Here is a 19798-nt window from a genome sequence, read left to right on the forward strand (position 1 = left end):
CGGGAGCGGCCAGGAAGAGCGACAGCAGCAGCACCCACCCGAGGACGGGGATCAGCGACGGAGCGACCCGGCCACCGGCCAGCAACGAGGTGACGGCGGCCGCCGCGGCGTAGCCGAGGAAGAAGGAGGCGACGGCGCCCGGGACTGTCCAGTCGCGCGCGCCGTCGGAGATGGCGTGGGCGTCCGGCCCGGAGGCCGACACCGCCTCCCCCAGGCGCATCGCGGTGCGCCAGACCGCCCAGGCGCAGATCGCGGTGAGCCCCAGCGGCACGACGCCGACCAGGACGCCCTCGACGACCAGTCCTGAGCCGTGGGCGGCCAGCCACCCCAGGGCACCGGCCCGCATGCCGTCGCGGGGCGCGCCGTGCGCGCCGGCGTCGCTGAGGAACCACCCGATCACCCCCACCGCCAGGCACACGAGCAGCGTCGTGCCGGCGGCGACCGTCCCGGCCAGCGACCCCAGCAGCGCGACCGGCCGGCTGCGCGGCGCGGGCGCAGGCGTGCCGGTCGGGCTCGGACGGGCAGGCAGCAGAGAGGTCATGGCTCCGCCATCTTCGCCCGCGCCCCGCTCCGGCCGGGGCCCGCCACGCCGCGACCGGACGATCCACGGTGACCGGCGACCTTCCGGGTTGATGTGTGGGATCCGGGGTCGGCGCCGTAACGTTGGATGGTCATGAGGCAGCCGGACGACTTCGACGCGTTCTACGCGCAGGCACGCGACCGCGTGCTGCTGGAGGCCTATGCCCTGACGGGCGACCTGCCGGTGGCGCGCACCGCGGTCCGCGACGCGTTCTCGGTCGCCTGGCACCACTGGCGCAAGGTGTCCCGGCTCGAGGATCCCGAGGAGTGGCTGCGCCCCTTGGCGTGGGGTCGCGCCCAGCGCCGGCACTCCGCCCGCGTCGGGCACCGGGAGAAGGGCCTCGACGACGACGCCCGCGCGACGCTCGAGGCGCTGTCGAAGCTGACCGTGCCGCAGCGCAAGGCACTCGTCCTGACGCTGCTGTCGCCCCTCTCGCCCGAGGCGGTGTCCCGCGAGGTCGGGCTGCCGCAGTCCGAGGTCGAGCGCGAGCTGCGCACCGCCACCGACCAGTTCGCCGTCACGCGCGGCACCGGCACGGTCGGGGTCCAGGCCCACCTCGAGCACCTGCGCACCGTCACCGGGACCGCCCGCTGGCCCCGGGCCTCGGTCGTCCGCCGCGCGGGCGCGGCGCGCCGTCGTACGCACACCCTCGTCGGGGTGGCCGGCACCGCCCTCGTGCTCGTCGCGGGCGGCATGTTCGTCACCCGGGGCGACACCGCGCTCGCCAGCCTCGACGGCGAGAGCTTCGAGAGCCCGCTGGTGACCACCGAGGCGCTGGACACCGACACCGACACCGACACCGACACCGGCCCCGTCCTCACCGACGACGTGCTGCTGGCCGCCGGGGACCTGCGAACGCTCGACCGCGACCTGACCTGGACCGAGGCCGGCACCCACGACAACGCCGGCGGCGACGGTCTCGCCCTGCCCTGCCAGCAGCAGCGGTACGCCGACCCGCGGGGCCTCGGCGCCTTCGTGCGCACCTTCGACGGTGCCGGCGAGCAGCCACGGGTGCGGGGCGGGGGGAAGGCCACCCGCGCCCCGGCGACCTCGGCGGCCGGCTGGGAGCTCGTGGAGCTGTCCGGCTCCCAGAGGGCCGCGCGGAGGGCGTACTCCAGGGTCGGCGAGTGGTACGCCGGATGCCTCGAGGACCGCATGCAGCTGCTCTCCGCGCACCGGATCGGCCAGCTGGGCGACGAGGCCCGGCTCTTCACGCTGCGCGCCTGGAAGGGCGACCCCCGCACCCTGCGCGTGGGCGTCGCGCGCAGCGGCCAGGTCACCGTCACCACCGTCACCCGGGTCGACGGCCTCGTGCCCGACCCGCGCAAGCCGGTGGCCGTGCTGGCCAGAGCCGTCAACCGACTGTGCTCCTCCCCGGGCGCGGGGTCCTGTGCCGGCATGCCGGCCGTGAAGCAGGTCGCCGTCCCCCGGGCCGGCCGCGTGCCGGGCATGCTGAGCGAGTTCGACCTCCCGCCGGTCGCCCGGGCCCCCGGGCCCTGGATCGGCACCGAGCCGGTGCGGGCGCGGGTCAACGTCGCCTCCACGCGCTGCGACCGCACCCGGTTCACCGGCGAGGGCATCAGAAGCAACCTCACCCGCACCTTCCTCTTCCCCGCCGTCGCCAGGGCGAACGAGTTCGGCCTCACCGAGACCGTCGGCGTCTGGTCGCCGGCCCGAGCCCGTGCCTTCGTCACCGGGGTCCGCGACCGCGTCGCGCAGTGTGCCGAGAGCGCCCTCGGCACCGAGGTGCGGCAGCTGCGCGACGTCGCCGGCAAGAACACCGACGTGACTGCGTGGAACATCACCATGGAGATCTCCGACAAGGACTCGGTGCAGTTCCTGATGGCCATCATCCGCAGCGGCGGCACCGTCGCCCAGGTCGGCTTCGTCCCCTCCCGCACGATGTCGATGCAGCGCGGCGACTTCCTCGCAGTGGTCGACCGCGCACTGGTCCGCCTTCCCCGCCTCGGCGAGAGAGGCGGCCCGCGCCGCTGAGGAAACGACGCGGCCGGCCCCGCTCGCGCGGGACCGGCCGGGTCGGGGTGGTGCGGTGGTCGCCCTGCAGGCGCAGCCGTCAGCCGTTCTGCAGGATGTCGCGCATCAGGGCCGCGGTCTCGGACGGCGTCTTGCCGACCTTGACGCCCGCGGCCTCCAGGGCCTCCTTCTTGGCCTGCGCGGTGCCGGAGGAGCCGGACACGATCGCGCCGGCGTGGCCCATCGTCTTGCCCTCGGGGGCGGTGAAGCCCGCGACGTAGCCGACGACCGGCTTGGTGACGTGCTCCTTGATGTAGGCGGCGGCCCGCTCCTCGGCGTCGCCACCGATCTCGCCGATCATCACGATCGCCGTGGTCTCGGGGTCCTTCTCGAACGCCTCGAGCGCGTCGATGTGGGTGGTGCCCACGATCGGGTCGCCGCCGATGCCGATGGCGGTGGAGAAGCCGAAGTCCTTGAGCTCGTACAGCATCTGGTAGGTCAGCGTGCCCGACTTGGACACCAGGCCGATCGGGCCCTTGCCCGCGATCGTGTGCGGGGTGATCCCGGCCAGCGACTCCTCGGGAGTGATGATGCCCGGGCAGTTGGGGCCGATCATCCGGGTGTCCCCGTGGTTGCCGGGCCCCTGCAGGTAGGACCACACCTCGGCGGTGTCCTGCACCGGCACGCCCTCGGTGATGACCACGAGCAGGCCGATCCCCGCGTCGATGGCCTCGATGCAGGCGTCCTTGGTGAACGCAGGCGGCACGAAGACCACCGAGACGTCGGCACCGGTCTCGGCCATCGCCTCCTTGACGTTGCCGAAGACGGGCAGCTCCTTGCCGCCGAGCTCGACCGTGGTGCCGGCCTTGCGAGCGTTGACGCCGCCGACGATGGTGGATCCGGCCTGGACCATCAGGGTGGTGTGCTTGACGCCCATCCCGCCCGTCATGCCCTGGACGATGATCTTGGAGTCCTTGTTCAAGAAAATGCTCATGGGATTCTCTCCGTCCTCAGGCGCTCTGGTTGTGGGCGGCCAGCTCGGCCGCTCGGTCCGCCGCACCGTCCATGGTGTCGATCTGGGTCACCAGCGGGTGGTTCAGCTCGTCCAGGATGCGCCGCCCCTCCTCGACGTTGTTGCCGTCGAGGCGTACGACGAGCGGCTTGGTGGCCTCGTCGCCGAGGATCTGCAGCGCGCCCGCGATGCCGTTGGCGACCTCGTCGCAGGCCGTGATGCCACCGAAGACGTTCACGAAGACCGACCTCACCTGCTCGTCGTTGAGGATCACGTCGAGGCCGTCGGCCATCACCTGCGCGTTCGCGCCGCCGCCGATGTCGAGGAAGTTCGCCGGGGTGACCCCGCCGTAATTCTCGCCGGCGTAGGCGACCACGTCGAGGGTGGACATGACCAGACCCGCGCCGTTGCCGATGATGCCGACGGCACCGTCGAGCTTGACGTAGTTGAGGCCCTTGTCCTTGGCCTTTGACTCCAGGGCGTCGGCCTCCTCGCGGACCTCGAACGTCTTGTGCTCGGGGTGGCGGAAGTCGGCGTTCTCGTCGAGCGAGACCTTGCCGTCGAGCGCCTCGAGCTTGTCACCGGTCAGGCGGGCGAGGGGGTTGACCTCGACCAGCGTGGCGTCCTCCTCGGTGAAGACGGTCCAGAGCTGCTGGATCATGGTGATCGCCTGGTCGCGGAGCTCGGCGGGGAAGCCGACCTCGTCCGCGATGGCGGCGGCCTTCTCGGCGTCCACGCCGGTGCCGGCGTCGATGGCGATCTTCTTCACCGCGTCGGGGTTGGTCTTGGCGACCTCCTCGATCTCCACACCGCCCTCGACGCTCGCGATGCACAGGTAGGAGCGGTTCGACCGGTCGAGCAGGAAGGAGAAGTAGTACTCCTCCTCGATGGAGGCACCGGCGACGACCAGGACGCGGTTGACCGGCAGCCCCTTGATCTCCAGCGACAGGATCGCGCGGGCGGCCTCCTCGGCCTCCTCGGGCGTCTTGGCGACCTTCACGCCACCGGCCTTGCCGCGGCCGCCGGCCTTGACCTGCGCCTTGACGACGACGACCCCACCGATCTCCTCCGCGGCCGCACGGGCGGCCTCGGGGGTCTCGACGGTCTTGCCGAGCGCGCCGGCCACTCCGTGCTTGGCAAAGAGCTCCTTTGCCTGGTACTCCATCAGATCCATGAATCGTCAGCCCTCTTCTTCTCGACGGTGGGGAGGTGCCACGGGTCAAATCCCTTGGAACCCTAGACCCGCAGCCGGGGCCCGGGCCACCGGGGGCCCGGGGGGCGGACGGGCCCGTCACGTCGAGCGGGCCGCCGGACGGCGGCCGCGACCGGCTACTCGTGCTCGGCCTGCTCGTGCTCGGCGAAGTGCTGGGCGACCCACCCGGTGATGTCGCCGGTGGTGGCGCCCGGGGTGAAGACCTTGGCGACCCCGAGCCCCTCCAGGACAGGGATGTCCTCCTCGGGGATGATGCCGCCGCCGAAGATGACGATGTCGGAGGCGTCGCGCTCGGCCAGCAGCTCGGCCAGCTTGCGGAAGAGCGTCATGTGCGCCCCGGAGAGCACCGAGAGGCCGATCAGGTCGGCGTCCTCCTGGATGGCGGTCTCCACGATCTGCTCCGGCGTCTGGTGCAGGCCGGTGTAGACGACCTCGTGCCCGGCGTCGCGCAGCGCCCGGGCGACGATCTTCGCGCCCCGGTCGTGCCCGTCGAGACCGGGCTTGCCGACGACGATCCGGATGCGGCGTACGGAGGGTGTCGCGCTCATGCGCGCACGCTAGCCGACGCGGCACCGAGCCGGCCGCAGGCCCGTGACGGTCGACACACCGCGTCCACGGAGCGGGCGCGGCGGGCCTCGGGCGCCCGGGATGCTCATCCACGACCGACGGCGGCGCGAATTTTCGCCGTCGTGACCGATCCGTTACAGTCGCACGCGTTGTCTTTCCCCCGGACGCAGTCGAGGTACACCTTCTATGGGTCAGCACCGAGCAGCACGCGGTTCACGCCGCGCCCCCTCGGCGACGACGTCGGTGACCTCCGGCTCCTCGGCCCCGGCGAAGCACACCGCGCCCGGCAAGCCGCTCCTGCGCCGGCTCCCGTCAGCGCCGGTCCTGGTCGGCGTCGCCGCCCTCGCGATCTCCGCCGGGGGCGCCATCAGCGCCGTTGACCCCGACCGGATCTCCAGCCGGCTCGACAGCACCAGCAGCGTCAACGCCGCCGGCTCGATCACCAGCGCCACCGATGCCGGCCTGCTGAGGCGAGGCGCCGGCGTGAGCCGCGCGGCACGGCGCGCCCCGGCCGCCGCCACCACCGACGCCGAGCTCGTCGCCCAGGCCGAGGCGCAGGCCCGCCGGCGCAACGCCGCCCTCGAGGCGTACGCCGCCCAGGCCCAGGAGCAGGCCATCAAGCTCGAGAAGAACCAGTGGGTCCTCCCGCTGGCCGGCTACCGCATCACCGCGACGTTCGGCATGTCCAGCGGCCTGTGGTCGAGCACCCACACCGGCCTCGACTTCGCCGCCCCCAGCGGCACCCCGCTGCACGCCATCGCCGGGGGCGTCGTGACCTCCACCGGCTACGATGGCGCCTACGGCAACAAGACCGTCATCACGCTCGAGGACGGCACGGAGGTCTGGTACTGCCACCAGACCTCCTACCTCGTCGACACCGGCGACACCGTCAGCGCCGGCGAGGTCATCGGCTCGGTCGGCTCGACCGGCAACGTCACCGGGCCCCACCTCCACCTCGAGGTCCGGCCCAGCGCCGACAGCCCGGTGGACCCCTACGCCCTGCTCGTGGAGCACGGCGTCAGCCCGTAGAGCACGGCGTCAGCCCGCAGCCGCTGCTCGCCGACCGCCTGGTCGCGGTCAGAGCTTCTCGACGGGGGCGTACCGCAGCAGCAGTCGCTTGACGCCCTCGGAGCCGAAGTCGATGGAGGCCACCGACTTCTCGGCCGCCCCCTCGATCGCGACGACGGTGCCGAGCCCGAAGGAGTCGTGGAGCACCCGGTCGCCCGGCTCGAGCGAGGGGATCTCGCGCGCCGGCTTCGCCTTCGCCATCACGTCGGCACGCGCGGCCGCCGAGGAGAAGTTGCGGCGCCCGGCGGCGGTGGGCTCCCCGAGGCGGGCCGGGCTGCCGGCCGCCAGGTCGGGACGGCCCCACCGGGTCTGCGCGGCCTCGGTGCGGCGCCAGTCGACGAGGTCGACGGGCAGCTCGTCGAGGAACCGGGACGCCGGGTTGTGCGCGGGCGCGCCCCAGGCCGAGCGCACGACCGCCCGCGAGATGTAGAGCCGCTCGCGCGCTCGGGTCACCCCGACGTAGGCGAGGCGTCGCTCCTCCTCGAGCTCGGGCTGGTCGCCCAGGGACCGCTGGTGCGGGAAGATGCCGTCCTCGAGACCGGTGAGGAAGACGACCGGGAACTCCAGGCCCTTGGCGGTGTGCAGGGTCATCAGGGTGACGACGCCGGAGTCCTCACCCTCGGGGGTGTCGGGGATCTGGTCGGTGTCGGCGACCAGCGCCACCCGCTCGAGGAAGTCGCCGAGCCCCGGTGCCACGGTGCCGGCGTCGACGTCGGCCGGGTCGGCCGACGGGCCGGCCACCGGGTCGTCGGAGAACTCGCGCGCCACGGCCACGAGCTCGGCGAGGTTCTCCACGCGGGTGTGGTCCTGCGGGTCGTCGGAGGCCTCGAGCTCGGCGAGGTAGCCGGAGCGGTCGAGTGCGGACTCGAGGATGACGTCGGCCCGCTCGTCGGCGGCCACCATCGACTGGAGCTCCTGGATGAGCGCGACGAAGCCCTCGACGTTGCGCAGCGACCGGGTGGCGATGCCGGGGGCCTCGTCTGCGCGGGTCAGCGCCTCCCAGAACGTGATGCGCTCACGGTCGGCGAATGCCGCGACGCAGGCCTCGGCCCGGTCGCCGATGCCGCGCTTGGGGGTGTTCAGGATGCGGCGCAGGGAGATCTCGTCGGCGGGGTTGGCGAGCATCCGCAGGTAGGCCAGTGCGTCACGCACCTCGCGGCGCTCGTAGAAGCGCACGCCGCCCACGACCTTGTAGGGCTGGCCGGTGCGGATGAACACCTCCTCGAAGACCCGCGACTGGGCGTTGGTGCGGTAGAACACCGCGACGTCTGCCGGGCGCACGCCGGTGTCGACCAGCTTGTCGATCTCCTCGGAGACGAAGCGGGCCTCGTCGTGCTCGTCGTCGCCGACGTACCCGACGATGCGCTCGCCCTCCCCCGCCTCCGACCAGAGCCGCTTGGGCTTGCGGCTCAGGTTGTTGCCGATGACGGAGTTGGCGGCGTTGAGGATCGTCTGGGTGGAGCGGTAGTTCTGCTCCAGCAGGATCGAGCCGGCGTTGGGGAAGTCCTGCTCGAAGTCGAGGATGTTGCGGATGTTGGCGCCCCGGAAGGCGTAGATCGACTGGTCGGCGTCGCCGACCACCATCAGCTCCGCCGGCTCGACGCGCTCGCCGCCGGCCTCGGTCAGCTCGGGGTTGTCGGCGCACAGGGCGTGGATGAGGGCGTACTGCGCGTGGTTGGTGTCCTGGTACTCGTCGACCAGCACGTGCCGGAACCGGCGGCGATAGGTCTCGCGCACCTCCGGGAACGTCTGGAAGAGGTGGACGGCCATCATGATGATGTCGTCGAAGTCGAGGGCGTTGGCCTCGCGCAGCCGCCGCTGGTAGGAGGAGTACGCCGCGGCGTACGCCTCCTCGAAGCTGTTCTTGGTGTCCTTGGCGGCCTCGTCGGCGTCGCGCAGGTCGTTCTTGTGGTTGGAGACCCAGTGCAGCACCGCGCCCGGCTGGTAGCGCTTGGGGTCGAGCTCGAGGTCGCGCAGCACCAGCGTCATCAGCCGCTTGGAGTCGGCGGCGTCGTAGATCGAGAAGCTCGACTTGTAGCCGAACTTGTCGATCTCCTTGCGCAGGATGCGCACGCACGCGGAGTGGAACGTCGAGACCCACATGATGCGGGCCCGCTTGCCGACGAGCTCCTCGACGCGCTCCTTCATCTCGGCGGCGGCCTTGTTGGTGAAGGTGATGGCCAGGATCGAGCCGGGATGGGCCCGGCGCTCGTTGATCAGCCAGGCGATGCGGCGGGTCAGGACCCGGGTCTTGCCCGACCCCGCACCCGCGACGACGAGGAGCGGCGCCCCCGCATGCGTGACCGCGGCGCGCTGGGGCTCGTTGAGCCCGGCGAGGAGCTCCTCCGCGGAGGGGCCGCGCCTGGTGGTGCGGGGCTCGGGCTGCAGGTGGTCGAAGCCGGGGAGGAGGTCGCTCATGTCGTGGCCAACCCTACGTGCCGCCACCGACGTCAGCCCCTCGCGGAGGCGCCCCGTGTCAGGTGTGGGCCGGCGACCAGAGGACGGCGACGCCGATGTTGACCACGGTGAGGGCGGTCAGGCCCAGGTAGAGCCCCTGGGGGATGCCGGGCTTGCGCATGTTGGCCATCACCAGCACCAGGATGATCAGCCCGATCGCGAACTTCACGCCGAGCTTGGTGTGGTTCACGTCGCCGTCGCCCGACTCCAGCACCCCCACGAGCAGCAGGCCGGTGAGGAACGCCGTGCCCGCGCCGTCGCGCATCGCCGCGTTGACCGACTTGCGGGGCTCCCGTGCCTGCACGACCAAGCCGCCGAAGAGCGCGGCGAAGCCGAGGATGTGGATCAGCAGCAGGACGAGCCGCAGGGTTTCCATGGCGGCACCGTACCGACCGGTGACCTACTTCCTGGCCGTCGCCTTCTTCTTGGCCTTCGGCGTCGGGCGCACGACGAGCACCGGGCACGGTGCGTAGCTCTGCACGCGGTGCGCGGTGCTGCCGACGAGCACGGCGTCGCTGATCCCCCGCCCGCCGGCGCCGATGACGACCAGCCCGGCGGCGTACCGCTCGACGGCCCGGATGATCTCGGTGGCGGGAGAGCCGCTGCGGATCCGCTGGTGCACCTTGGGTCCCCAGCCCTCGAACTCCTGAGCGACCACCTCGAGGGCCCGCTGGGCGGCCGTGCGGAAGGAGAGGGTGCTCTCGGCGCGGGTCTCCTCGGAGAGCTCGTCGGCGAAGCCGACCGCGGCCAGCGGCCGGATCACCGCCACCACCGAGATGTCGGAGATCTTGGCGGGGTCGGCGATGTCCTTGAGCCTGCGGGCAGCGAGCAGCGACTGGCGCGACCCGTCGACGGCGATCACCACATGCATCTCAGGACTCCTTGTCGTCGTAGCCGGCGCCCCGTCGGGCCCCGTGCGGGCGGTCGCGGTGGCCGAAGAAGTACTCGACCAGGAAGAGCAGCACACCGACGGCGACGAGGCCGGCGCACCAGATCAGCGAGGCGGGGTCGTCGACCACCGTGTAGACGAGCACCGCGATGTTGCCCAGGATCCCCACCACCAGCAGCGCGCGGGGGGCGCGGTAGTGGTCGGCGTTGACGTCGGTGCCACCGAGCTTCATGCAGGCGACGATCACCATCGTGTAGATCAGCAGCAGCAGCACCACGGTCACGGTGGCCAGCCGGGCCACCACGTCGACGTCCACGCCGACCGCCTGCAGCACGCGGCCGATGACGAGCAGCGTCATCACGACGGCGGCGGAGAACACCAGTCCGAGGACCGGGCTGCGACGGGTGCGGTGCACCTTGCCGAACGCTGCCGGGACGATGTCCTCGCGCGCCATGCCGTAGAGGATGCGCGGCTGGGTGACGATCGCGACCAGGGTCGTGTTGGTGATCGCCGTCATCGCGATGATCGCGAAGATGATGGTGAGCACGTCGACCGGCAGCGGCAGCGCGCCGGAGGTGACCACGTCGAGCAGCGGGGTGGTGGAGTCGGCGAGGTCGCCGATCGGCACGCTGAGCGCGGAGGCGATGGAGACCAGCACGTAGAAGACGCCGGCCACCGCCATGCCGCCGATGAGGGCCCGGGGGAAGTTGCGGGCCGGGTCGACGGTCTCCTCGGCGACGTTGGCGGCGTTCTCGAAGCCGGTCATGGCGAAGAACGCCAGCGAGATGCCGGCGAGCACCGCGAAGATCGGGTTGCCCTCGGCGCTGAAGTCGACCAGCACCCCGAAGTCCGCGTCGCCCTGGACGATCACGATGATCCCCACGAGCATCACGACGAGGAGGCCGGTGATCTCGACGAAGGTCATCACCATGTTGGCCACCACCGACTCGGTGATGCCGATGTAGTTGACGACGGCGAGCAGCAGGATGAACACCAGCGCCACCAGGATCCCCGGCGGGAGCTCCCAGACCTCGGCGAAGTAGCGCGCGAAGCCGGTCGCCAGCGAGCCCGCCGCGGCGAAGCTCGACGCGAGGAACAGCACCGTGACCATGAAGGTGAGCGTGGGGTTGCCGAAGGCACGGTTCACGTAGAGCGCGGCCCCGGCCGCCCGGGGGTACTTCGTCGCCAGCTCGGCGTAGGCCATGCCGGTGAAGGTCGCGATGGTGACGCCGAGGGCGAAGGCGAGCCAGAAGGCGCCGCCGACGGAGCCCGCCACCAGGCCGATCAGGGCGTAGATGCCCGACCCGAGGACGTCGCCGACGACGTAGAAGAAGAGCAGCCGTCCGGTGATGGACCGCTTGAGGTCCTCCTCGGCGTCGTCGTTGGTCGTCGCTGCTGCGTCGGTCAAGGCCGACCGCCTTCCGCAAGGGGGGCCGCGCGCCCCCACCGTGCTGGACACGCAACCCCGCATCGGGTGGCAAGTCAATGATGCGGGGCTCGTCCGAAACGACGATTGCACCCACTACCCTCGGCCCATGGCGACCCTCCACCCTGTCGACCGCGCCGCCGACCGGCGCTCCGGCGTGCCCGCCATCGCGACGCAGGGGCTGACCAAGGACTACGGCTCCGTCCTGGCGCTGGACTCGCTCGACGTCACGGTCGGCACCGGGGTCACCGGCCTCGTCGGCGCCAACGGCGCCGGCAAGTCGACGCTCATCAAGATCCTGCTCGGCCTGCTCGACCCCACGGCCGGCTCCGCGCAGGTGCTCGGCCACGACATCGCGACCGAGGGCGCGGAGATCCGGGCACGGGTGGGCTACATGCCCGAGCACGAGTGCCTGCCGCCCGACGTGAGCGCGAGCGACTTCGTGGTGCACATGGCGCAGATGTCCGGGCTGCCGCACGCAGCCGCGCGCGAGCGGGCCGCCGACGTGCTGCGACACGTCGGCCTCGCCGAGGAGCGCTACCGACCGATGGGCGGCTACTCCACCGGCATGAAGCAGCGCGCCAAGCTCGCGCAGGCGCTGGCCCACGACCCCCGGCTCGTGCTGCTCGACGAGCCCACCAACGGTCTCGACCCCGCGTCCCGGGACGACATGCTGGAGCTGGTGCGCCGCATCGGCCACGACTTCGGGATCGCGGTGCTCGTCACCTCCCACCTGCTCGGCGAGCTGGAGCGGGTCAGCGACCACGTCGTCGTCCTCGACGGCGGCAGGCTGCTGCGCGCCTCGGCCACCACCGACTTCCTCGACACCACCGGCACGCTGCTGGTCGAGGTGCTGGGCGGCGCCACCGAGCGCGACCTGCTCGGCCGGGCGCTGCACGACGCGGGCTTCCCGTCCCGGCCGCGGGGCAACGTCGTCGCCGTGGAGCCGCCGGCCCCCGGCGACACCCGCAACGTGCACGACATGATCCGCGACACCGCCGTCGACCTCGGCCTGGGCCTGGTGCGGATCCAGCCCGACCACCACCGCATCGAGGACATCTTCCGGGAGGAGGTGGCCGGTGCCGTCCAGCCACACTGAGCCCAGGACCGGCGGGCCGGCGGGCCGCGCCGGCGGGGTGATCCACGACATCGGCTACCGCCCGTACGCCGGCCCGCGCGGCGGCCACGGCGCCATCGCCCGGTCGCTCTACCTCACCGGCGTCCGCAACGTCTTCGGGCTCGGCCGGTCGGGCAAGTCGAAGATCCTGCCGTTCGCGCTGCTCGCCCTCAACGTGCTGCCGGCCGTCATCATCGTCGGCGTCGTCACCTTCATCGGGCTGAGCTCGCTGCCGCTCGCCTACCCGGAGTACGCCGCCACCACCACGATCCTGCTCGGCACCTTCGCCGCCGCGCAGGGTCCGATCCTCTTCAGCCGCGACCTGCGGCACGGCACGATCTCGCTCTACCTCGCCCGGCCGCTGTCGGCCACGGCGTACGCCCTGGCACGGTGGGGCGCGCTGGCCACCGGCATCTTCGCGTTCGTGATGGCCCCGATCCTGGTGATGTACCTCGGCGCCCTGCTGGCCCAGATGGATGCCGGCGAGCAGACCACCGACTTCCTCGCCGCCACCCTGGTCAGCCTGCTGCTCGCCGGGATGCTCGCCAGCGTGTCCGGGCTGTTCAGCGCGATCGCGCTGCGCCGCGGCTTCGCGGTGGTCGGCACGATCGGCACCATCCTCTTCGGCTACGGCGTGGTGGCGGTCATCCAGGGCATCTCGCTCGAGCAGGACCAGGAGCGAGTCGGCGAGATCGCGGGGCTCTTCCACCCGATGACGCTCTACGCCGGCCTCGTCAACGTGCTCACCGACGCCGACAACGCCATCACGCCGCCCACCGGCGCCGCCATGGAGGTCCTCTACGTCGTGGTGAGCGTGCTCCTGGCGCTCGGCGGGCTGGGGCTGCTGCTGCTCCGCTACCGCAGGCTGGCGACGCGATGAGCACCCTCACCTTCGACAAGGTCTCACGCTGGTACGGCAACGTGGTGGCGGTCAACGACGTCTCGATGGAGATCGGCCCCGGCGTCACGGGGCTGCTCGGCCCCAACGGCGCCGGCAAGTCGACGCTGATCGCGCTGATGGCGGGCTTCCTCTCCCCCTCGGCCGGCACCGTGCACCTCGACGGCGCCCCGGTGTGGCGCAATGCCGGGATCTTCCGCCAGATCGGCCTGGTCCCCGAGCGCGAGGTGGCCTTCGGCTACCTCACCGGCCGCCAGTTCGTGCAGGCCAACGCCGAGCTGCACGGCCTGCCCGACCCGGGCGCGGCCTGCGAGGCCGCGCTCGCCACGGTCGAGATGAGCGACGCCGCGGCTCGCCGGATCGGCACCTACTCCAAGGGCATGCGGCAGCGCGTCAAGCTCGCCTCCGCCCTCGTGCACGACCCCGGCGTGCTGCTGCTCGACGAGCCCTTCAACGGCGTGGACCCCCGCCAGCGCATGCACCTGATGAGCCTGCTCACCCGCTTCGGCTCGGAGGGCCGCACCGTGCTGTTCAGCTCCCACATCCTCGAGGAGGTCGAGCAGGTGGCCCGCCACGTCGAGGTCGTGGTCTCCGGTCGGCACGCCGCCTCCGGCGACTTCGGCGCCATCCGCCGGCTGATGACCGACCGGCCCAACCGCTACGTCGTGCAGACCAGCGACGACCGGGCCCTGGCCGCCGCCCTCATCGCCGACCCGTCGGTGATCGGCGTGGTCCTCGCACCGCGCGGCGGGCTCGAGATCGAGGTGGGCGACTTCGGCAGCTTCGCGGTGTCGCTGCCCCGGATCGCCCGCGGCCTCGGTGTCCGCCTCATCGAGGTCTCCCCCACCGACGAGTCCCTGGAGAGCGTCTTCTCCTACCTGGTGTCGTCATGAGCGTGCCGACCATGAACCCGACCATCGTGCGGCTCTCGGCGCAGGCGCTGTTCGGGCGCCGCCGCGGGCTGATGATGCTGGTCATCCCGGTGGTCCTGCTGGCCCTGACCCTCGTGGTGCGCCTGCTCACCGAGCCCGGCACCGCCTACACCGAGATCGTCGGCGAGCTCGGCCGCGACCTCGCGCTCCCGCTCGTCGCGCTGCTCGCCGCGACCGCCGTCCTCGGCCCCGAGATCGACGACGGCTCGATCGTCTACCTGCTCGCGAAGCCGGTGAACCGCTGGTCGGTGGCCCTGAGCAAGTACGCCGTCGCCCTGGGCGCCACCCTCGGCTTCGGCGCCCTCCCGGTGCTGCTGGCCGGGCTGGTCAACGACGCCGGCAACCCCGGCACGGCGGTGGCGATGCTGGCCGGAGCCGTGCTCGCCGCCTTCACCTACTCGGGCCTCTTCCTGGCCCTGTGCGCGTTCACCCGGCACGCCGTGGTGGCCGGCCTCCTCTTCGTCTTCCTCTGGGAGGGCACGCTCGGCAACCTGCTGAGCGGGGTCCGCTGGCTCAGCGTCAGCGCCTGGGCCCGCGACCTCGCCGCCGCCTTCTCCGACCGGATCGACGCCGCGGCCTCCGTCGGCACGCCCTACGCGGTGGTGGCCGCGCTCGTGGTCGTGGTCGGCGGGGTGGCGTTCGCCGGGTGGCGGCTGTCGACCTTCTCCCTCACCGGCGAGACCTGAGCGGTCCGTCGCGCCGCGGGTCAGCCGGCCCGGGTGGCCGTGGCGACGTGGGCGGTCATCGCGCCGGTGACGGTGCCGGGCCCGAGCCGGGTGGTCATCTCCTCGGCGACTGCCTGCGTGAGGTCCTCGAGCCGCCCCCGTTGCTCGAGCGTGGCCCGGAGCGGGGTGCCGGTGCAGAACCCCGTCGCCAGGCCGGCGGCCGACGGGGCGGTGCCGGTGAGGGTCACCGGCTCCACGACCACGTCGTCGTACCCCGCGGCGCGGACGTCGGCCGCCAGCCGGTCGGGGTCGGCGTACCCGTGCGGCACGCGGGCCACGAACGTCGGAGGGTCGGCGGGGAGCACCTGCTCGAGCGCGCCGATGAGCGCCGCGGCGAAGGCGTGCCTCCCGGCCTCCGCCCAGGTGCTGACGACCAGCCGGCCGCCCCGCGCCAGGACCCGGGCGGCCTCACGGAGGCCGGCGACCTTGTCGGGGAAGAACATCACCCCGAACTGGCAGACCACCAGGTCGAACGACTCGTCGGCGAGCGGCAGGTCGAGCGCGTCCGCGGCCTGCCACCGAGCGGCCGGGACCCGTCGGGACCCGTGGGCGACCATCGCCGGGTTGACGTCGGTGGCCGTCAGCTCCGCTCCCGGCAGCGCGGTGACCAGCGCCCCGGTCGCCACGCCCGTGCCCGCCGCCAGCTCGAGCACCCGGCGGGGTGCGTACGCCGTCGCCCGGGCGGCCAGGTCGGAGGCGAAGGGGGCGAAGACGGCCGGCCCGAGGTGCCGGTCGTAGGCCTCCGGCATCGAGCCCGTCCATGCCCGGTCCGCGTCCACCGGTCCAGCCTAGGGACGCCTCCGGCGCCGTCGACCCCGATCTGCGGTAGGTGGCCCGGTGGCGACGGGGGGAAGGATCCGGCTGCGGTCCTGGTTGGGGAGCCATGCGCATCTTCTTCACGGGCGGCAGCGGCAAGGCCGGCAGGCACGTCGCTCCGTACCTCGCCGAGCAGGGTCACCACGTCACCAACGCCGACCTCGTCCCGCTGGGTCACCCGGCCGTGGCCGACCTCCGTGTCGACCTCACCGATGCCGGTGAGACCTACTCGGCGCTCGCCGGGCTGGCCACCTTCGACGAGCTGGACCTGCCCGAGAAGCCCGCCTACGACGCCGTGGTGCACTTCGCCGCCGTGCCGGCGATCCTGCTGGCCTCCGACGCCAGGACCTACGCCACGAACGTGCTCAGCACCTACCACGTGCTGGAGGCCGCGACCCGGCTCGGTGTCCGCAAGGTCGTGTTCGCCTCCTCGGAGACGACCTACGGCGTCTGCTTCGCCCAGGGCGAGCGGCGACCGCTCTACGTCCCGGTCGACGAGGAGCACCCGACGGTCCCCGAGGACTCCTACGCGATGTCGAAGGTCGCCAACGAGGTGACGGCACGCTCCTTCCAGGCCCGCACCGGCGCCGACGTCTACGGCCTGCGGATCAACAACGTCATCGAGCCGCACGAGTACGCCGAGATGTTCCCGGCCTTCCTCGCCGACCCGGCCCTGCGCCGCCGCAACATCTTCGCCTACATCGACACGCGTGACCTGGGCCAGATGGTGCAGCGCTGCCTGGAGGTCGACAGGCTGGGATACCAGGTGTTCAACGTCGCCAACGCCGACATGTCGGTCGCGGCGACGACCTCGGAGGTCCGCGAGCGCTTCTACGACGGCGTCGAGCAGCGCCGGGAGATGGGGCGCGACGAGACGTTCTACGCCATCGACAAGGCCCGCGACCTGCTGGGCTACGCGCCGCAGCACTCCTGGCGCGACGTCCTGGGCTGACGGTCGGACCGCGTGAACCCGACGAGGGTGGGTACCGACGTCGGTCCGACCACTCCCGAGGAGACGTTGTGAAGGCAGTGACCTGGCAGGGCGTGCACGACATGCGGGTGATCGAGGTCCCGGACCCCCGCATCGAGGAGCCCAGCGACGTCGTCATCAAGGTCACCTCGACCGGCCTGTGCGGCTCCGACCTGCACCTCTACGAGACCCTGGCCCCCTTCATGGAGGCCGGCGACATCGTCGGGCACGAGCCCATGGGCATCGTCACCGAGGTGGGCAGCGCGGTCACCCGGCTGAGGGTGGGCGACCGGGTCGTCGTTCCGTTCAACGTGTCCTGCGGCTCCTGCTGGATGTGCGACCGCAGGCTCTACAGCCAGTGCGAGACCACCCAGAACCGCGAGCACGGCACCGGTGCCAGCTTCTTCGGCTACAGCAAGCTGTACGGGCACGTCCCGGGCGGGCAGGCGGAGTACCTGCGGGTGCCGTTCGGTGACTTCCTGCCGGTCAAGCTGCCCGAGGGGCCGCCGGACGACCGCTTCCTGTTCCTCTCGGACGTGCTGCCCACGGCGTGGCAGGCGCTGAAGTACGCCGACGTCCCCGACGGCGGCACCCTGCTCGTGCTGGGTGCCGGACCCATCGGCGACATGGCCGCCCGCATGGGCGTGCACGCCGGGCACCGGGTGATCTCCGTGGATCGCGTGCCGGAGCGGCTGGCCCGCGTCGAGGCCTTCGGCGCCCAGGTCCTCGACCTCGAGGACGCCGACGACGTCGGCGGGGTCGCCGACATCGTCCGTGAGGCGACCGGAGGTCGCGGCGCCGACGCCGTCATCGACGCCGTCGGCATGGAGGCCCACGGGTCTCCGATGGCCACCGGGGTGCAGAAGCTCGCCGGCCTGCTGCCCGACGCGATCGCCGAGCCGGTGATGAAGAACGCCGGTGTCGACCGGATGGCGGCCATCCACACCGCGATCGAGGCCGTCCGCCGCGGTGGCACCATCTCGATCTCGGGCGTCTACGGCGGCGCCACCGACCCGATGCCGATGTTCCAGATGTTCGACAAGCAGGTGCAGGTCCGGATGGGACAGGCGAACGTGCGGGCCTGGACCGACGAGCTGCTGGGCATGCTCGGCGACGAGGACGTCTGGGGCGTCGAGTCGTTCGCGACCCACCACCTGCCGCTCGAGGACGCCCCGAGCGCCTACGAGCACTTCCAGAAGAAGGAGGAGGGCATGGTGAAGGTGGTCTTCCGCCCGTGACGCCGATGGCGAGCCGCCGGGAGAGGGCTTCTAGAGCAGCCGCCGGTCGTTGGCCCACCGCGTCAGCTCGTGCCGCGAGGAGAGCTGCAGCTTCCGCAGCACCGCCGACATGTGGGTCTCCACGGTCTTGATGGAGATGAACAGCTCCTTCGCGACCTCCTTGTAGGCGTAGCCGCGAGCGATCAGCCGCATCACCTCACGCTCGCGCTCGGTGAGGCGGTCGAGGTCCTCATCGACCGCGGAGACGTCGATGGAGCCGGCGAAGGCGTCGAGCACGAAGCCGGCCAGCCGCGGGGAGAAGACGGCGTCGCCCTCGGAGACCCGGCCGATCGCGGCCACCAGCTCGGGGCCGGTGATGGTCTTGGTGACGTAGCCGCGGGCGCCGCCACGGATGGTCCCGATGACGTCCTCGGCGGCGTCGCTGACGCTGAGGGCCAGGTAGCGGGTGGTCGGCGAGGGATGCCTCCGCATCACCTCCGCGCCGCCGCCACCGGGCAGGTGCACGTCGAGCAGGACGACGTCGGGCTGGTGCCGGCGGATCGCGAGCACCGCCTCGTCGACGTCGGCGGCCTCGGCCAGGATCTCGACGCGGCCGGCGCCGGCGGTCACCAGCTCGGAGCGGACCCCGGCGCGGAACATCGCGTGGTCGTCGACGATCACGACCCGCACCGCGCCGGACGCGGTGGCTGCCTCAGACATGCTGCTCTCCTCTCGCGGGGCGGGGCATCCGCAGCCGCACGTTGGTGCCGTCACCGGGCACCGAGTCGACGGAGGCGCTGCCACCGTGACGGGTCATCCGGTCGATGATGCTGTGCCGTACGCCGTACCGGTCGTCGGGCACCGACGCCGCGTCGAAGCCGGCCCCGCGGTCGCGGACGAACACCTCGACCGCGTCGTCCAGCACCTCGGCGTAGACGTCGACGCGGCCGGTGCCGGCGTGCTTGGCGGCGTTGGTGACGGCCTCACCGGTGGCGTGCACGATCGGCCGCACCGACTCGTGCATCGGCAGGTCGCCGACCGCCACGACGTCGACGACGATGCCGTGCTCGTCCTCCACCCGGGCGGCCATCTCGCGCAGGGCACCGGCCAGCGTGGTGTCGTCGGTGGACTCGCCGGAGTACAGCCACGACCGCAGGTCGCGCTCCTGCGCGCGGGCCAGCCGGGCGACCGTGGCGCCGTCGTCGGCGTTGCGCTGGATCAGCGCGAGCGTCTGGAGCACCGAGTCGTGCAGGTGGGCGGCCATGTCGGCGCGCTCCTGGCTGCGCACGCGCTCGGCCCGCTCGGCACCGAGGTCACCGACCAGGCGCACCATCCACGGTCCGATCACCAGGGCGAGGCCGGCGATGCCGAGCAGGCCGGCGAGGACGACGTCGCGGGCCGCACCGATCTGCCCGCTGGTGAGGGCGAAGGCGACGAAGGCGACGAGCACGAGACCGGAGCCGGCGGCGATCCGGAGGTACGACGCCCAGCCGCCGGTGCCGAAGATCGCGCGGTACCAGTTGATGCGCCCGGTGGTGTCGAGCCAGCGCTCGCGCTGCGCCTCGTCGGCCTGCCGCCACAGCAGGGCGATGCCGGCCAGGCCGAGGACCACCGGCCAGAAGAACGCGCCGCGGCCGAAGGACGCCTCCACGACGAGCACCACGCCGAAGCCGAGGGCGCCGAGCGCGATGGCGGGGCCGACGTCGGTCAGTCGGGACACCCGGCCGGGCCGCTTGCCGGTGCGGGTGGCGCTCTCCAGGCCCGGCGTCGAGGTCGCGAACGCCGCGTCGGAGGGGAGGAACACCCACAGGGCGGCGTACAGGGCGATGCCCATGCCTCCCATCGTCGCCATCAGCACGAACGCCGCCCGCACCCACAGCACGGGCAGGGCGAGGTGACGCGCCAACCCGGACGCGACGCCGCCGATGAACGGGGCG

At 72.3% G+C, this 19798-nt stretch carries 19 protein-coding genes; 8 read left to right on the forward strand and 11 right to left on the reverse strand.

Translation table 11 applies throughout. The features are described from left to right. On the reverse strand, window positions 1–541 hold a 541-nt coding region (locus QZX64_RS13170; protein ID WP_295660660.1), incomplete at its 3' end, for a DUF6350 family protein. Between the two features lie 132 nt (window positions 542–673). Between QZX64_RS13170 and QZX64_RS13175 the strand changes: the two genes are divergently transcribed. Next, window positions 674–2575 carry a hypothetical protein gene (locus tag QZX64_RS13175; protein WP_295660662.1) on the forward strand — a complete coding sequence of 634 codons (1902 nt, stop codon included), beginning with the start codon at window positions 674–676 and terminating at the stop codon, window positions 2573–2575. A gap of 79 nt (window positions 2576–2654) precedes the next feature. On the opposite strand, the gene sucD is transcribed toward QZX64_RS13175, so the two are convergent. The 3 genes from sucD to QZX64_RS13190 all read right to left on the reverse strand — a co-directional run bounded on the left by sucD (window position 2655) and on the right by QZX64_RS13190 (window position 5327). Beyond that, on the reverse strand, window positions 2655–3548 hold the full coding sequence (gene sucD / locus QZX64_RS13180; RefSeq protein WP_295660664.1) for a succinate--CoA ligase subunit alpha: 894 nt from the start codon (window positions 3546–3548) through the stop codon (window positions 2655–2657). 16 nt (window positions 3549–3564) lie between these two features. Further along, a complete protein-coding gene (gene sucC / locus QZX64_RS13185) occupies window positions 3565–4740 on the reverse strand; it encodes an ADP-forming succinate--CoA ligase subunit beta (protein ID WP_295660667.1) in 1176 nt (391 codons plus the stop codon). 155 nt (window positions 4741–4895) lie between these two features. Beyond that, on the reverse strand, window positions 4896–5327 hold the full coding sequence (locus QZX64_RS13190; protein ID WP_295660669.1) for a cobalamin B12-binding domain-containing protein: 432 nt from the start codon (window positions 5325–5327) through the stop codon (window positions 4896–4898). A 262-nt stretch (window positions 5328–5589) separates the two neighbouring features. Here QZX64_RS13190 and QZX64_RS13195 point away from each other — a divergent pair, with 262 nt between their 5' ends. Next, complete coding sequence (locus tag QZX64_RS13195; RefSeq protein ID WP_295660671.1) at window positions 5590–6375, forward strand: M23 family metallopeptidase; 786 nt, start codon at window positions 5590–5592, stop codon at window positions 6373–6375. A gap of 48 nt (window positions 6376–6423) precedes the next feature. On the opposite strand, the gene pcrA is transcribed toward QZX64_RS13195, so the two are convergent. Genes pcrA through QZX64_RS13215 form a run of 4 tightly spaced genes read right to left on the reverse strand, consistent with a single transcriptional unit; the run spans window position 6424 to window position 11168 of the window. Beyond that, window positions 6424–8832 (reverse strand): DNA helicase PcrA, encoded by a 2409-nt coding sequence (gene pcrA, locus QZX64_RS13200; protein ID WP_295660672.1) that lies wholly within the window; start codon window positions 8830–8832, stop codon window positions 6424–6426. A gap of 58 nt (window positions 8833–8890) precedes the next feature. Beyond that, window positions 8891–9247, reverse strand: coding sequence for a hypothetical protein (locus QZX64_RS13205; RefSeq protein ID WP_295660674.1), 357 nt, complete (start codon window positions 9245–9247; stop codon window positions 8891–8893). Between the two features lie 24 nt (window positions 9248–9271). Beyond that, a complete protein-coding gene (locus QZX64_RS13210; protein WP_295660676.1) occupies window positions 9272–9742 on the reverse strand; it encodes a universal stress protein in 471 nt (156 codons plus the stop codon). A 1-nt stretch (window position 9743) separates the two neighbouring features. After that, the gene (locus tag QZX64_RS13215; RefSeq protein ID WP_295660678.1) at window positions 9744–11168 is read right to left on the reverse strand and encodes an APC family permease; all 1425 of its coding nucleotides are present in this window, start codon (window positions 11166–11168) and stop codon (window positions 9744–9746) included. 127 nt (window positions 11169–11295) lie between these two features. Here QZX64_RS13215 and QZX64_RS13220 point away from each other — a divergent pair, with 127 nt between their 5' ends. Genes QZX64_RS13220 through QZX64_RS13235 form a run of 4 tightly spaced genes read left to right on the forward strand, consistent with a single transcriptional unit; the run spans window position 11296 to window position 14819 of the window. Further along, entirely contained in the window at window positions 11296–12285 is a 990-nt protein-coding gene (locus tag QZX64_RS13220) for an ABC transporter ATP-binding protein (protein WP_295660680.1), read from the forward strand. Next, window positions 12266–13183 carry an ABC transporter permease gene (locus QZX64_RS13225; protein ID WP_295660681.1) on the forward strand — a complete coding sequence of 306 codons (918 nt, stop codon included), beginning with the start codon at window positions 12266–12268 and terminating at the stop codon, window positions 13181–13183. Before QZX64_RS13220 ends, QZX64_RS13225 begins: the two co-directional genes overlap by 20 nt. After that, window positions 13180–14094, forward strand: coding sequence for an ABC transporter ATP-binding protein (locus QZX64_RS13230; protein ID WP_295660683.1), 915 nt, complete (start codon window positions 13180–13182; stop codon window positions 14092–14094). The genes QZX64_RS13225 and QZX64_RS13230 overlap by 4 nt, the downstream gene beginning before the upstream one ends. An 11-nt stretch (window positions 14095–14105) precedes the next feature. Beyond that, on the forward strand, window positions 14106–14819 hold the full coding sequence (locus QZX64_RS13235; protein WP_295660685.1) for an ABC transporter permease: 714 nt from the start codon (window positions 14106–14108) through the stop codon (window positions 14817–14819). Between the two features lie 20 nt (window positions 14820–14839). Here the strand turns inward: QZX64_RS13235 and QZX64_RS13240 are convergent, their stop codons facing one another. After that, window positions 14840–15637, reverse strand: a complete 798-nt coding sequence (locus tag QZX64_RS13240; protein WP_295660687.1) for a class I SAM-dependent methyltransferase — start codon at window positions 15635–15637, stop codon at window positions 14840–14842. A gap of 104 nt (window positions 15638–15741) precedes the next feature. Between QZX64_RS13240 and QZX64_RS13245 the strand changes: the two genes are divergently transcribed. Both QZX64_RS13245 and QZX64_RS13250 read left to right on the forward strand, forming a co-directional pair. Next, window positions 15742–16626 (forward strand): NAD(P)-dependent oxidoreductase, encoded by an 885-nt coding sequence (locus QZX64_RS13245; RefSeq protein WP_295660689.1) that lies wholly within the window; start codon window positions 15742–15744, stop codon window positions 16624–16626. A gap of 68 nt (window positions 16627–16694) precedes the next feature. Beyond that, on the forward strand, window positions 16695–17882 hold the full coding sequence (locus QZX64_RS13250) for a zinc-dependent alcohol dehydrogenase (protein WP_295660691.1): 1188 nt from the start codon (window positions 16695–16697) through the stop codon (window positions 17880–17882). Between the two features lie 30 nt (window positions 17883–17912). On the opposite strand, the gene QZX64_RS13255 is transcribed toward QZX64_RS13250, so the two are convergent. Together QZX64_RS13255 and QZX64_RS13260 are read right to left on the reverse strand one after the other, a co-directional pair. Continuing rightward, window positions 17913–18581 carry a response regulator transcription factor gene (locus tag QZX64_RS13255; RefSeq protein WP_295660693.1) on the reverse strand — a complete coding sequence of 223 codons (669 nt, stop codon included), beginning with the start codon at window positions 18579–18581 and terminating at the stop codon, window positions 17913–17915. After that, the coding region (locus QZX64_RS13260) for an ATP-binding protein (protein ID WP_295660694.1) at window positions 18574–19798 on the reverse strand (1225 nt) is incomplete at its 5' end. The genes QZX64_RS13255 and QZX64_RS13260, both read right to left, overlap by 8 nt.

The organism is uncultured Nocardioides sp. (assembly GCF_902805925.1).
In the GTDB taxonomy this organism is placed as follows: domain Bacteria; phylum Actinomycetota; class Actinomycetes; order Propionibacteriales; family Nocardioidaceae; genus Nocardioides.